The organism is Herbaspirillum robiniae (genome assembly GCF_002213415.1).
In the GTDB taxonomy this organism is placed as follows: Bacteria; Pseudomonadota; Gammaproteobacteria; order Burkholderiales; family Burkholderiaceae_D; genus Herbaspirillum; species Herbaspirillum robiniae.
On record NZ_NJGU01000011.1, the window covers coordinates 86022 to 99131 of the forward strand.

The 13110-nt window shown below is 65.1% G+C and carries 13 protein-coding genes; 11 read left to right on the forward strand and 2 right to left on the reverse strand.

Translation table 11 applies throughout. The features are described 5' to 3' along the window. Positions 1-24: 24 nt before the first annotated feature. The 7 genes from CEJ42_RS19625 to CEJ42_RS19655 all read left to right on the forward strand — a co-directional run bounded on the left by CEJ42_RS19625 (position 25) and on the right by CEJ42_RS19655 (position 6340). Complete coding sequence (locus tag CEJ42_RS19625) at positions 25-1440, forward strand: amidohydrolase family protein (RefSeq protein WP_088752234.1); 1416 nt, start codon at positions 25-27, stop codon at positions 1438-1440. A gap of 87 nt (positions 1441-1527) precedes the next feature. Next, on the forward strand, positions 1528-2289 hold the full coding sequence (locus CEJ42_RS19630) for a YqgE/AlgH family protein (RefSeq protein WP_175354760.1): 762 nt from the start codon (positions 1528-1530) through the stop codon (positions 2287-2289). A 13-nt stretch (positions 2290-2302) separates the two neighbouring features. Further along, a complete protein-coding gene (gene ruvX, locus CEJ42_RS19635) occupies positions 2303-2689 on the forward strand; it encodes a Holliday junction resolvase RuvX (RefSeq protein WP_079216985.1) in 387 nt (128 codons plus the stop codon). Continuing rightward, complete coding sequence (gene pyrR, locus CEJ42_RS19640; protein ID WP_088752235.1) at positions 2686-3198, forward strand: bifunctional pyr operon transcriptional regulator/uracil phosphoribosyltransferase PyrR; 513 nt, start codon at positions 2686-2688, stop codon at positions 3196-3198. Before ruvX ends, pyrR begins: the two co-directional genes overlap by 4 nt. Continuing rightward, the gene (locus tag CEJ42_RS19645; protein WP_079216983.1) at positions 3191-4150 is read left to right on the forward strand and encodes an aspartate carbamoyltransferase catalytic subunit; all 960 of its coding nucleotides are present in this window, start codon (positions 3191-3193) and stop codon (positions 4148-4150) included. Before pyrR ends, CEJ42_RS19645 begins: the two co-directional genes overlap by 8 nt. 70 nt (positions 4151-4220) lie before the next feature. Then, on the forward strand, positions 4221-5507 hold the full coding sequence (locus tag CEJ42_RS19650; protein WP_079216982.1) for a dihydroorotase: 1287 nt from the start codon (positions 4221-4223) through the stop codon (positions 5505-5507). Positions 5508-5539: 32 nt separating this feature from the next. Further along, complete coding sequence (locus CEJ42_RS19655) at positions 5540-6340, forward strand: lysophospholipid acyltransferase family protein (protein WP_088752236.1); 801 nt, start codon at positions 5540-5542, stop codon at positions 6338-6340. On the opposite strand, the gene CEJ42_RS19660 is transcribed toward CEJ42_RS19655, so the two are convergent. After that, the gene (locus CEJ42_RS19660; protein ID WP_088752346.1) at positions 6270-7085 is read right to left on the reverse strand and encodes a symmetrical bis(5'-nucleosyl)-tetraphosphatase; all 816 of its coding nucleotides are present in this window, start codon (positions 7083-7085) and stop codon (positions 6270-6272) included. The two genes, CEJ42_RS19655 and CEJ42_RS19660, sit on opposite strands and share 71 nt — an antisense overlap. Before the next feature lie 261 nt (positions 7086-7346). Here CEJ42_RS19660 and CEJ42_RS19665 point away from each other — a divergent pair, with 261 nt between their 5' ends. The 4 genes from CEJ42_RS19665 to waaA all read left to right on the forward strand — a co-directional run bounded on the left by CEJ42_RS19665 (position 7347) and on the right by waaA (position 12087). Beyond that, positions 7347-8723, forward strand: a complete 1377-nt coding sequence (locus tag CEJ42_RS19665; protein WP_088752237.1) for a phosphomannomutase/phosphoglucomutase — start codon at positions 7347-7349, stop codon at positions 8721-8723. 46 nt (positions 8724-8769) lie between these two features. Next, a complete protein-coding gene (gene waaC / locus CEJ42_RS19670; protein ID WP_088752238.1) occupies positions 8770-9747 on the forward strand; it encodes a lipopolysaccharide heptosyltransferase I in 978 nt (325 codons plus the stop codon). A 157-nt stretch (positions 9748-9904) separates the two neighbouring features. Next, the gene (locus tag CEJ42_RS19675; RefSeq protein ID WP_079216952.1) at positions 9905-10774 is read left to right on the forward strand and encodes a Kdo hydroxylase KdoO; all 870 of its coding nucleotides are present in this window, start codon (positions 9905-9907) and stop codon (positions 10772-10774) included. Continuing rightward, positions 10774-12087, forward strand: a complete 1314-nt coding sequence (gene waaA, locus CEJ42_RS19680; protein ID WP_088752239.1) for a lipid IV(A) 3-deoxy-D-manno-octulosonic acid transferase — start codon at positions 10774-10776, stop codon at positions 12085-12087. The genes CEJ42_RS19675 and waaA overlap by 1 nt, the downstream gene beginning before the upstream one ends. Positions 12088-12212: 125 nt before the next feature. Here waaA and rfbA read toward each other — a convergent pair whose 3' ends face one another. Continuing rightward, complete coding sequence (rfbA, locus tag CEJ42_RS19685) at positions 12213-13094, reverse strand: glucose-1-phosphate thymidylyltransferase RfbA (protein ID WP_088752240.1); 882 nt, start codon at positions 13092-13094, stop codon at positions 12213-12215. Positions 13095-13110: the final 16 nt, after the last annotated feature.

The following is a 13110-nucleotide window of genomic DNA, read 5'->3' on the forward strand; positions in this document are numbered from 1 at the left end:
GCCCGTTTTTGGAGAAGACACACCATGAGCACCCTCCTGATCAGAAACCTGCAGGCCATCATGACCGGCCTGCCCGGCAGCGCCGCGCGCCATGCCGGGCCCGACATGCGCATCGACGGCGACACCATCGCCGCCATCGGCAGGCTGGCGCCGCTGCCCGGCGAGCGCGTGCTGGACGCCACCGATTGCGTGGCCTATCCGGCCTGGGTCAACACCCACCACCACCTGTTCCAGTCGCTGCTCAAGGGCGACCCGCTGGGCATCAACGCCACGCTCACGCCCTGGCTGGCAGCCACGCCCTATCGCTATCGCGCCAAATTCGACGCGCAGCTGTTCCGGCTGGCCGCGCGCATCGGCATGGTCGAGCTGCTGCGTTCTGGTTGCGGTACCATCGCCGACCACAACTACCTGTACTACCCCGGCATGCCCTTCGACACCTCGGAGATCCTGTTCGAGGAGGCCGAACGGCTCGGCCTGCGCTTCGTGCTCTGCCGCGGCACCGCCACCCGTACGCGCCAGCTGGAGGCCGAGCTGCCCAGCGCCCTGCGGCCGGAGAAGCTGGATGGTTTCCTGCAGGACATGGGACGCCTGGCCAGGCGCTTCCACGATCCTTCGCCGTCGTCGATGCGGCGCGTGGTGATGGCGCCGACCACGCCGCTGTACTCGGCCGGCCCCGAGGAGATGCGCGAGATCGCCGCCGCCGGGCGCGAGCTGGGCCTGCGCCTGCACAGCCACCTGTCGGAGACGGTCGGCTACCAGGACAGCGCGCAGGCCATGCACGGCTGCTCGCCGGTGGAGTTCTGCGAACGCATCGGCTGGCTGGGGCGCGACGTCTGGTTCGCGCATCTGGTGAAGCTGGATGAGCAAGAGATCCGCCTGCTGGGCGCGACCGGCACCGGCATCGCCCATTGTCCGCAGAGCAACGGCCGGCTGGGCAGCGGCATTGCGCCGATCCGCGCGCTGGAGGCGGCCGGCGTGCCGGTGTCCATCGGCGTGGACGGCGCGGCGTCCAACGAGGCGGCCGACATGATTTCGGAGACCCACGCCGCCTGGCTGATGCAGCGCGCCCGCGGCGGCCAGCTGGCGACGCCGGCGTGTCGCGGCGGCGCGGGAGAGCAGGGCGCCGACGAGGCCACGGTGGAGGATGTGGTGCGCTGGGGCAGCAGCGGCGGCGCCAGGGTGCTCGGCCTGGAGGCGCTGGACGGGCTGCGGGTCGGGCAGCAGGCCGACATCGCGCTGTATCGCCTGGACGACCCGCGCTACTTCGGGCTGCACGACCCGGCCATCGGCCCGGTGGCCTCGGGCGGCCGGCCTTTCCTGAAGGCATTGCTGGTAGCTGGTCGCGACATCGTGCGCGACGACGCCATTCCTGGCCTGGACCTGGCCGACCTGGGGCGGCAGGCGCGCGCGGCGGTGGCGACGTTGCTGGCGGGAAGTTGACGCCATGGCAAGCCGCCCGGCCCGCGATTGCGGGCTTTTACCCGCGCCGGCGCGCGGGGCGGCGGCCAAAACTGCTAAAATGGAGGGATGATCAAGAGACGTAATTCTCCCTTTAGCCTCTCAGCCGAGGATTTCGACGAATCCGTGGATTCCTTTGGCACTTTCGATCCTTTCCGTTCCTCCAAGTCGCGCCGCCAGACGGCCGCCGCCGAATCCGGCAAGGATGAGGCCGGCGACGACGACGCCGGCGAAGAAACCCGCCCGCCGCTCGAGCTGGACCTGACCAATCATTTCCTGATCGCCATGCCGTCCATGCTGGACCCGATCTTCGGCGGCACGGTGGTCTACCTGTGCGAACACAACCATAACGGCGCGCTCGGCGTGGTCATCAACAAGCCGACCGACATGACCATGGACGTGCTGTTCGACCGCATCAACCTCAAGCTCGAGATCAAGCCCGACACCCCCGACGCCATGCCCGAGGTATATCGCCGTCCGGTGATGTTCGGCGGCCCGGTGCAGGTGGAGCGCGGCTTCGTGCTGCATTCGAGCCCGGACAAGTTCTCGTCCACGCTGCAGGTGACCGACGATGTCGCTCTGACCACCTCCAAGGACGTGCTGGAGGCGGTGGCGCACGGCAACGGTCCCGAGCGCGTGCTGGTCAGCCTGGGCTGCTCCGGCTGGAGCGCCGGCCAGCTGGAGGATGAGCTGGGCCGCAACGGCTGGCTGACGGTGAAGGCCGACCCGGCCATCATCTTCGAGATGCCGGTAGCCGAACGATTCACCGCCGCGCTGGCCTTGCTGGGGATCGACCCGGTGATGCTGTCCGGCGACGCCGGGCGCGCCTGAGGGTTCATCGGAGATGGAGACCGTACTGGCCTTCGACTTCGGTTTGAAGCGCATCGGCGTGGCCGTCGGCAACACCGGCCTGAAACAGGCGCAGCCGCTGGCCGTGATCGGCGAGCCGACCAACGACGGCAAGTTTGCCGTCATCGCCCGCCTGATCGCCGAGTGGCAGCCCGCGCGCTGCGTGGTCGGCCTGCCGCTGCATCCTGACGGCGCCGAGCACGAGATGAGCGTGCGCTGCCGGCGCTTCGCCAACCAATTGCACGGCCGCTACGGCGTCGAGGTGACGCTGGTCGACGAGCGCTACTCGTCGGCCGTGATCGCGCAGCAGCGCGGCGAGCAGATCGACGACCAGGCGGCCGCCATCATTTTGCAGCAATACTTTGACGACGCACATCCATGAGCACAACACCTTCCAAGCTGGACGCCGAAGCGCTGTATCAGGCGCTGGCGCAACAGATCAAAGCCGGCCTGCAGGGCGCCGAGAACGTGGCGCTGGTGGGCATCCATTCCGGCGGCGCGTGGCTGGCCGAACGCCTGGCCGATGAGCTCAAGCTGGTCGAGCGCCTGGGCTTCATCGACGTTTCCTTCTACCGCGACGACTTTTCCGAGAAGGGCCTGCGCTCGGACGTCAAGCCCAGCCAGATCCCGTTCGACGTCGAAGGCGCGACCATCGTGCTGATCGACGACGTGCTCTACACCGGCCGCACCACGCGCGCCGCGATCAACGAGCTGTTCGACTACGGCCGCCCGGCGCGCATCCTGCTGGCGGCGCTGGTCGACCGCGGCGGGCGCGAGCTGCCGATCGCGGCCGACTTCCTGGCCCAGACGGTCACGCTTTCCAAACAAGAAAACCTGCAACTGCAACGCGCCGACGACGGCCGATTCTCCCTGACGGTGGTCCATGCTTAATCCACAACTGAACAAAAACGGCGAACTGCAACACCTGCTGACCATTGAAGGTCTGCCCAAGTCCATCCTGACCCACATCCTCGACACCGCGTCGTCCTTCGTCAGCATCGGCGACCGCGAGGTGAAGAAGGTGCCGCTGATGCGGGGGAAAAGCGTGTTCAACCTGTTCTTCGAGAACTCCACGCGCACCCGCACCACCTTCGAGATCGCCTCCAAGCGCCTGTCGGCCGACGTGATCAACCTGAACATCCAGGCATCGAGCACCAGCAAGGGCGAGTCGCTGCTGGACACCATCGACAACCTGGCGGCCATGCACGCCGACATGTTCGTGGTGCGCCACGCGCAGTCCGGCGCGCCGTTCCTGATCGCCAAGCACCTGATCGATACGAAGCAGTCGCACGTCCACGTGGTCAACGCCGGCGACGGCCGCCACGCGCACCCGACCCAGGGGCTGCTGGACATGTACACCATCCGCCACTACAAGAAGGACTTCACCAACCTGCGCGTGGCGATCGTGGGCGACATCCTGCACAGCCGCGTGGCGCGTTCCGACATCCATGCGCTGACCACGCTGGGCGTGCCGGAAGTGCGCGCCATCGGCCCGCGCACGCTGCTGCCGGGCGGCCTGGAGCAGATGGGCGTGCGCGTGTTCCACAACATGGAAGAAGGTTTGAAGGACGTCGACGTCATCATCATGCTGCGCCTGCAGAACGAACGCATGAGCGGTGCGCTGCTGCCGTCGGCGCAGGAGTTCTTCAAGAGCTACGGCCTCACGCCCGAGCGCCTGGCGCTGGCCAAGCCGGACGCCATCGTGATGCACCCCGGCCCGATGAACCGCGGCGTGGAAATCGACTCGGCCGTGGCCGACGGCGCCCAGGCGGTGATCCTGCCGCAGGTGACCTTCGGCATCGCGGTGCGCATGGCGGTGATGAGCATCGTGGCGGGCAACTGAGGCCCGCAACCGGGCAAGCGCAAGAAGACAAAGCGACGTTTTGACGACTCGTTAAGAAGATACTGAACTGATGAAACTGCATATCAAGAACGGCCGGCTGATCGACCCGGCCAACGGCATCGATGCCCAGCAGGACGTGTACGTGGCCGCCGGCAAGATCGTCGGCATCGGCCAGGCGCCGGCCGACTTCACCGCCAACAAGACGATCGACGCCACCGGCCTGGTGGTCGCGCCTGGCTTCGTCGATCTGTCGGCGCGCCTGCGCGAGCCCGGTTACGAGTACAAGGCCACGCTGGAATCCGAAATGCAGGCGGCGGTGCAGGGCGGCGTCACCAGCCTGGTATGCCCGCCGGACACCGATCCGGTGCTGGACGAACCCGGTCTGGTGGAGATGCTCAAACACCGCGCCAAGTCGCTCAACCAGGCGCACGTCTACCCGCTGGGCGCGCTGACCGCCGGTCTCAAGGGCAAGGCATTGACCGAAATGGCCGAGCTGACCGAAGCCGGCTGCATCGGCTTCTCGCAGGCCGAAGAGCCGATCACCGACACCACGGTGCTGCTCTCCGCCCTGCAATACGCCAAGACCTTCAACTACACCGTCTGGCTGCGCCCGCAGGATCCGCACCTGGGTCGCACGGGCATCGCCCACAGCGGTCCGGCGGCCTCGCGCCTGGGCCTGTCGGGCGTGCCGGTGATGTCGGAAACGATCGCGCTGTACACGCTCTTCGAGCTGATGCGCGCCACCGGCGCGCGCGTGCACCTGTGCCGCATGTCGTCGGCCGCCGGCCTCGAGCTGGTGCGCCAGGCCAAGAGCGAAGGCCTGCCGGTCACCTGCGATGTGGGCGTGCACCACATCCACCTGTGCGACCTGGACATCGGCTTCTTCGATTCCAATGCCCGCCTGACCCCGCCGCTACGCTCCCAGCGCGACCGCGAGGCGATCCGCGCGGCGCTGCTGGACGGCACCATCGATGCGGTCTGCTCCGACCACACCCCGGTCGACGACGACGAGAAGCTGCTGCCTTTCGGCGAAGCCTCGCCCGGCGCCACCGGACTGGAACTGCTGCTGTCGCTGTCGCTGAAGTGGGCGCTGGAAGCCGACGGCCAGGGCAAGGATGTGCTGTCCAAGGCGATCGCCAAGATCACCCACCGCGCGGCCAAGGTGGCGGGCCTGAAGGCCGGCAACCTGGCGCTGGGCAGCGCGGCCGACCTGTGCCTGTTCGATCCCAACGCGATGTGGAAGGTGGAAGGCTCCGCCCTGGCCAGCCAGGGCAAGCACACGCCGTTCCTGGGCTATGAGCTGCCGGGCGTGGTCCGGGCGACCGTCGTCTCCGGTCATATCGCCTTCGAACGCTGATCGTCGATCCGAGCCAACCAGCCGCTTAAGCCATGTTCGTTTTCCGTCTGCTGCGCCTGATCGCGCATTTGTTCAAGGGCATGGCGGTCTGCGCCTTCCTGTTCCCGTTCACGTCCGCCAAGGGGCAGGAGGCGCACATCCGCCGCTGGTCGCGCAAGCTGCTGCGCATCTGCGGCATCGCCATCCGCATCGACAGTCCGCAACCTATCCCGCGTTCGCTGCTGGTGGCCAACCACATCAGCTGGCTCGATATCTTCGTGGTCAACTCGCTGCAGCCCTGCCGCTTCGTCGCCAAGTCCGACATCCGCGGCTGGCCGCTGATCGGCTGGCTGTGCGCCAAGACCGGCACCATCTTCATCTCGCGCGGCAAGGCCAGCGACGTGCGTCGCATCTTCAAGGGATTGGTGGAGAGCATAGAGAAGGGCGAGCACGTGGCCTTCTTCCCGGAAGGCACCACCGCGCCGCAAGGCACGCTGCTGCCGTTCCACGCCAACCTGTTCGAGGCGGCGATCGATGCGAAGGCGCCGGTGCAGCCGTACGCGCTGCGCTACACCGCGCGCGACGGCAGCCTGCATCCGGCGGCGAACTTCATCGGCGAGACCACCATCGTCGAGAGCATCCTGGCGATCCTGAAGGCCGACGGCATGACCGCCGAGCTCAAGCAGCTGCCGCTCATCCCCACCGAAGGCGCCCATCGCCGCGACCTGGCGCGCAGCGCGCGCGCCGTCGTCGCCGCGGGCCTGGGTTATTCGCTGGAGGAACTCAGCCCGGTTTCTTCGCCTGCGGACAGTCAACCTGAAACAGCGCCCGATCCTCAAGCCGTACCGCGCTAAGCTTGCCGCCCCAGACGCAGCCGGTATCGAGCGCGATCAGATTGGGGCGCAGCATCAGGCCCAGCGTCGACCAGTGGCCGAACACCACCGTCACCTCCTCGGTGCGCCGCCCCGGCACTTCGAACCAGGGCATCAATCCTTCCGGCGCCGACTCCGCCGATTCCTTCACCGCAAAATCCATGGTGCCGTCCGCGTGGCAGAAGCGCACGCGGGTGAAGGCATTGATGATGCAGCGCAGCCGGTCATCACCGGCCAGGTCATCGCTCCAGCGTGCCGGCTGGTTGCCGTACATGTGGGTGAGGAAGTCGATCCAGCGCTCGCTCTGCAGCATCGCCTCGACCTCGCCGGCCAGCGCCAGCGCCTGCTCCAGGTCCCATTGCGGCAGCACCCCGGCATGCACGATCAGGTGGCCCTGCTCGTAGATCGCCAGCGGCCGCCGGCGCAGCCAGTCGATCAGCTCATCGCGGTCGGGCGCATCCAGGATGTCATGCAGCGTGTCGTCCTTGTGCATCGGACGGATGCCGCAGGCCACCGCCAGCAGATGCAGGTCGTGGTTGCCCAGCACGGTACGGGCGCGCTCGCCCATGGACATGACGGTGCGCAGGGTTTGCAGGGATTGGGGGCCGCGGTTGATGAGGTCGCCGGCGAGGATCAACCCGGCGTCGGCAGACTGGGGGACGGTTGCCAACAGTGTTTGAAATTGCTCGGCGCAACCTTGTAGGTCGCCGATGACATAGTTGCTCAGGCTCTGCATAGAAGGCGGATGGGCTGATTCCGGAGGTGGCAATGATAGTGGCTGGAAACGAGGAAACAATATTTCTAATTGGAAATTATTTTCATCAGACCTCGCTCGCAACCATTTTACGGCAACGGACTCTCATGAGCCGTGTTGCATTGCACTATGCAGTTCATACTAGAGCATCGGCCGCTATTTGCAGGGAATCATGACAAAATCGCAAATCCGCGCTGAAGCAATTCCAGCCATTCAACCTTCGAGGAAAGTACCGTGACTTCGCTATCGCCATCGATTTTCAAAGCCTACGACATCCGCGGCATCATCGGCAAAACCCTGGACGGCCGGGTCGCCTACCAGATCGGCCAGGCCTTCGGCGCCGCCGCATTGGCAAAAGGACAAAAGAAGGTCGTGATCGGCCGCGATGGCCGCCTGTCCGGCCCCGAGTTGGCTGCCGAACTGGCCAAGGGCCTGCAATCGACCGGCATCGATGTGATCGACCTGGGCATGGTGGCTACGCCCATGGTGTATTTCGGCACCAACGTGCTCGACACCCAGTCCGGCATCATGGTCACCGGCAGCCACAATCCGCCGGATTACAACGGTTTCAAGATGGTGCTGGCCGGCGAGGCGATCCACGGCGAGACCATCCAGGCGCTGTACCAGGCCATCGTCAAGGGCGATTTCCCTCAGGGCGCCGGCGCCTATTCCACGCATGACATCAAGGATGCCTACATCAAGCGCATGATCGGCGACGTCAAGCTGGCGCGTCCGTTGAAGATTGCCGTGGATTGCGGCAACGGCGTGGCCGGCGCGTTTGCCGGCGAGATCTACCGCGCGCTGGGTTGCGAGGTGACCGAGCTGTTCTGCGAGGTCGACGGTAACTTCCCCAATCACCATCCCGACCCGGCCCACCCGGAAAACCTGCAAGACCTGATCCGCTGCCTGCAGGAGACCGACAACGAGCTGGGCCTGGCCTTCGACGGCGATGGCGACCGCCTGGGCCTGGTGACCAAGGACGGCCAGATCATCTATCCCGACCGCCAGCTGATGCTGTTCGCGGCCGATGTGCTGACGCGCAATCCGGGCAAGGAAATTCTCTACGACGTCAAATGCACGCGCCACCTGGCGCCGTGGATCTCGGCGCGCGGCGGCAAGCCGCTGATGTGGAAGACCGGCCACTCGCTGGTCAAGGCCAAGCTGCGCGAGACCGGCGCACCGCTGGGCGGCGAGATGAGTGGGCACATTTTCTTCAAGGACCGCTGGTTCGGCTTTGACGACGGCCTGTACGCCGGCGTGCGCATGCTGGAGCTACTGGCGCGCGAGGCCGATCCGTCGGCCGTGCTCAACGCCTTGCCGCAATCGGTCAGTACACCGGAGCTGCAGCTGAAACTGCAGGAGGGCGAGAACTTCGCGCTGATCGGCAAACTGCAAAGCGACGCAAAGTTTGACGGTGCGCAAGACATCATCACCATCGATGGCCTGCGGGTGGAGTATGCTGACGGCTTCGGCCTGGCGCGCTCGTCCAATACCACGCCGGTCGTGGTGCTGCGCTTCGAGGCCGAGACCCCCGAGGCGCTGGAACGCATCCAGGGCGAGTTCCGCAAGGTGATTCTCGCCGCGCGTCCGGACGTGGCATTGCCGTTCTGATAGGGTAAGATGCTGGCCCACAGAACAACGCAATCGTGGGCCAGCCTTGAAGATCCTGATCGTACGCGTCTCCTCCCTGGGAGACGTCGTCCATAACATGCCGATGGCGGCTGACATCCGCCGCCATTTTCCCGGCGCCCAGATCGACTGGGTGGTGGAAGAGGCTTATACCAGCCTGGTCCGCCTCAATCCCCACATCCGCACCATCATCCCCATCGCGCTGCGGCGCTGGCGCAAGACGCTGTTCTCGGCGGCCACGCGCGCCGAGATTTCCGCCTTCCGCAGCGCCTTGCGCGCCGAGCAATACGACCTCGTCTTCGACACCCAGGGGCTGATGAAGACCAGCGTGGTGATGCGCATGGCGCGCCTGGCGCCCGGCGGCAAGCGGGTCGGGCTGGCCAATGCGACCGAGGGGTCCGGCTACGAGCCGATCTCCCGCATCTTCCATGACCAGAGCATCAAGGTCGGCCTGCATACGCACGCCGTGACGCGCGCGCGCCTGGTGGCGGCCGGTGCGCTCGGCTACACGCTGGACGACGAGGCCGATTTCGCGCTGCAGGCGCCGCAGCAGCAGCGTTTCGCGTGGATGCCGGAGCAGCCCTACGCGGTCTTTTTCCACGGCACTGCGCGCGCCGCCAAGCAGTGGCCGCAGGCCGAGTGGATCAGGCTGGGGCAGGCATTGTCCGCGCGCGGCCTGCCGGTGCTGCTGCCCTGGGGCAGCAAGAAGGAGCAGCAGGCTGCGCAGGCGTTGGCCGCCGGCATCCCCGGCGCGCAGGTGCTGCCGGCCTTGCCGCTGATGGAGGCGGTCAGCCTGGTGCAGCAGGCGCGGCTGGTGGTCGGGCTGGACACCGGCCTGACCCACATCGCCGCCGCCTATTGCAAGCCGACCATCGAGTTGTATTGCGATTCGCCGCGCTGGAAGACCGAGGGCAACTGGTCTTCCAACATCATCAACCTGGGCGATACCGGCGCCGCGCCAGGCGGCGAAGAGGTCCTGGGCGCGGTTGAACGCTTGCTCGCCTGACAAGAAAAGCACCGCCTCGCGCATGCGTTGAGGCAGCTCAAATCCCTTTCTCAAACTCCCGTATCCCGCGTGCGGCCGCCTGTGGCGCGCGTTTTGACGGATTTTTACAGGCCGGCGCCGATACACGGGGCCGGCGCTTGCGGGCATAATACCGGCCATGGAATCCCAAATCATCGAGATCGGCCTGACCGACTGGCAAGCCGAGAACCCCAACGCAGAATGGATCGCCGCGCTCGAAGCGGGCAAGGTGCTGTATTTTCCGCGGCTGGGCTTCGAACTGCTGGCGTCCGAGCGCAGCCTGCTCGACCCCGCCGTGCGCAATCCCAAGGCGCGCAACATCAGCCTGGACGCGCGCGGCCATATCAAGGGCGCAGCCGGCAGCACCGAGCAGCAGCTGGCGCTGGCGGCCATGGTCGGGCGTTTCCGCGGCCAGGCGCTGTCGCTGGTGCATTCGCTGTTCCCGCAATACAGTGCGTCGCTGCGCGTGGCGCCCACCAGCTATCGTCCGATGCAGGTCGAGACGCGCAGCCAGTCCTGGCGCGCCGACGACCGCCGCATGCACGTCGACGCCTTCCCGTCGCGCCCCAATTATGGCGAGCGCATCCTGCGCGTGTTCACCAACGTCAATCCTGAGGGCGTGCCGCGCGTGTGGCGCGTGGGTGAGCCGTTCGAAACCGTGGCCCGGCGCTTCCTGCCGCGCGCCAAGCCTTACGTGCGCTGGCAGGCCAGCCTGCTGAAGGCCTTGCGCGTGACCAAATCTTTCCGTAGCGAGTACGACCACCTGATGCTGCAACTGCATGACGGCATGAAAGGCGACATGCAATACCAGCAGGATGCGCAGCAGGTCACCATGCCGTTCGCCGCGGGATCGGTCTGGGTTTGCTTCTCCGACCAGGCTTCGCACGCCGTGATGTCGGGCCAGTACATGCTGGAGCAGACGCTGCACCTGCCGCCCGAAAAGCAATACGACACCCAAGCCAGCCCGCTGGCCATCCTGACCCGTCTGGTCGGGCACCCTCTCGTCTGATGCGCCTGCTTTACTCTGCATTGTGGTGGATCGGCATGCCGCTGGTCCTGTTGCGCCTGTGGCGACGCGGCCGCAAGGAGCCCGGTTATCGCCGCCATATCGGCGAGCGCCTCGGCTTCTATCCGCCGTTGCCCGATCCCGCCGCGCGTTTCATCTGGGTCCATGCGGTTTCCGTTGGCGAGACGCGCGCCGCCGAACCTTTGATCGACGCGCTGCTGCGCGAATATCCGCAGCATGCCATCCTGCTCACCTGCATGACCGCCACCGGCCGCGCCACCGGCGAGCAATTGTTCGGCAAGCATGGCGCGCGCGTGGTGCAAAGCTTCCTGCCGTATGACACCGGCTTCATGTGCGGGCGCTTCCTGCGTCATTTCCGGCCTGAGGTTTGCATCCTGATGGAGACCGAGGTATGGCCGGTCATGATCGCGCAATGCCGGCGTCACGGCGTGCCCGTCATGCTCGCCAATGCGCGGCTGTCGGAGCGCTCCCTGCGTCGCGGCAAACGCTTTGCCGCTTTGCTGCGCCCGGCCGCCGAGGCGATCACCTGTGTCGGCGCGCAGTCGGAGGCCGACGCGGCGCGCCTGCGGCAGTTCGGCGCGCGCCATGTGGAAGTCACCGGTAGCCTGAAGTTCGACGTGCAGCCGCCGGCCGAGATGGTCGAGCGCGGCCTGGCGTGGAAGCGCGCCATCGGCGATCGCAAGGTGCTGTTGTGCGCCAGCACGCGCGAGGGCGAGGAGCAACTGATCCTCGATGCGCTCGCCGGGCTGGGCAAGGTGGACTGGCTGACGGTGATCGTGCCGCGCCATCCGCAACGCTTCGATGAAGTGGCGGCCATGATTGAGGCGCGTGGCCTGTCGGTGCGCCGTCGTTCGCAAATGACGGATGCTTTCGACAGCGACGAAGCGCAGGTGGTCCTGGGAGATTCGATGGGCGAAATGTTCGCCTATTACGCTGCCTGCGATGTCGCTTTCATCGGCGGTAGTTTGTTGCCCTTTGGAGGGCAAAATCTAATTGAGGCGTTTGCATTGGGAAAGCCCGTGCTTATCGGGCCGCACACTTTCAATTTCCAGGCGATCAGCGATAGCGCTATCGAGCGGGGTGTCGCCTTGCGTGTGGCGGATGTGCAGGCGTTGCTCTTGATTTGGGAACGTCTGCAGGGCGACGATGCCGACAGAACGAAGTTAGGTATCGCCGCTCAGGCTTTTGCGCGTGAGCAGCAGGGCGCCACCGGGCATACCGTCCTCTTGCTGCATGACATTGTAGGCGGAAGTTCACCCGCTGGGCGCCATACGCCACGAGATCGTTCACGCTAGCCGAGGACAGGTCCGGCATGACTGCTCAGCGTGGCCGGAACTGATGATATCGGCATGGCGAGATCATCAGCCAGCGGCTAGGCTATTCAGGAGTCGGCTGGCGATGCAGAGTGATGTTTGGTGCATCACGTTCTTTCCGACAGCAATTGCATCAAATACTGACCATAGTCATTCTTAAGCAATGGAGTCGCAAGGTACTCGATCTGAGTTGCGTCTATCCAACCGGCGCGATAAGCAATCTCCTCCGGACAGGCAATCTTGAGACCCTGTCGCTTTTCAATAGTGGAGATGAATTGTGCCGCCTTCAGGAGAGAGTCATGCGTTCCGGTATCCAGCCACGCATATCCTCTTCCCATGAGCTCGACCCGCAACTGCGCTTGTTTAAGATACTGCGTATTGACGTCGGTAATTTCCAGCTCCCCTCGGGGGGATGGCCGAATGGAAGAGGCGATGTCGCAGACTTGCTCGTCATAGAAGTAAAGTCCGGTGACGGCATAATTGCTCTTGGGCGACGATGGTTTCTCTTCAATGGACAAGGCCTGCTTGGCATCGTCAAAATCTACTACGCCGTACCGCTGCGGATCGCGCACATGATAGGCAAATACCGAGGCGCCTGTAGATCTTTCCGAGGCACTTTTCAACAAGTCTTGGAAACTGTCCCCGTAGAAAATGTTATCGCCCAGCACCAAAACACTGGGGTGGTTTCCGATGAAGTCGCGCCCCAGGATGAAGGCTTGGGCCAGGCCATCCGGGCTTGGTTGCACGCAATACGACAAATTCAGTCCCCATTGACTGCCGTCACCTAATAAGGCCGCAAAACGAGGCGTGTCTTGTGGTGTTGATATGATCAGAATATCTCTCACCTTGGCCAGCATTAGGGTGGTCAGAGGGTAGTAGATCATAGGCTTGTCATAGACCGGCAACAATTGCTTCGACACCGCAATCGTTGCGGGATGCAAGCGGGTTCCGGCTCCGCCCGCCAGGATGATTCCCTTTCTTGTTTTCATCGACGACACCCTGCGA

Coding starts and splice junctions, on each gene's coding strand:
- CEJ42_RS19625 (WP_088752234.1), top strand. CDS start 25: ATGAGCACCCTCCTGATCAGAAACCTGCAGGCCATCATGACCGGCCTG.
- CEJ42_RS19630 (WP_175354760.1), top strand. CDS start 1,528: ATGATCAAGAGACGTAATTCTCCCTTTAGCCTCTCAGCCGAGGATTTC.
- ruvX (WP_079216985.1), top strand. CDS start 2,303: ATGGAGACCGTACTGGCCTTCGACTTCGGTTTGAAGCGCATCGGCGTG.
- pyrR (WP_088752235.1), top strand. CDS start 2,686: ATGAGCACAACACCTTCCAAGCTGGACGCCGAAGCGCTGTATCAGGCG.
- CEJ42_RS19645 (WP_079216983.1), top strand. CDS start 3,191: ATGCTTAATCCACAACTGAACAAAAACGGCGAACTGCAACACCTGCTG.
- CEJ42_RS19650 (WP_079216982.1), top strand. CDS start 4,221: ATGAAACTGCATATCAAGAACGGCCGGCTGATCGACCCGGCCAACGGC.
- CEJ42_RS19655 (WP_088752236.1), top strand. CDS start 5,540: ATGTTCGTTTTCCGTCTGCTGCGCCTGATCGCGCATTTGTTCAAGGGC.
- CEJ42_RS19675 (WP_079216952.1), top strand. CDS start 9,905: ATGGAATCCCAAATCATCGAGATCGGCCTGACCGACTGGCAAGCCGAG.
- waaA (WP_088752239.1), top strand. CDS start 10,774: ATGCGCCTGCTTTACTCTGCATTGTGGTGGATCGGCATGCCGCTGGTC.
- rfbA (WP_088752240.1), bottom strand. CDS start 13,094: ATGAAAACAAGAAAGGGAATCATCCTGGCGGGCGGAGCCGGAACCCGC.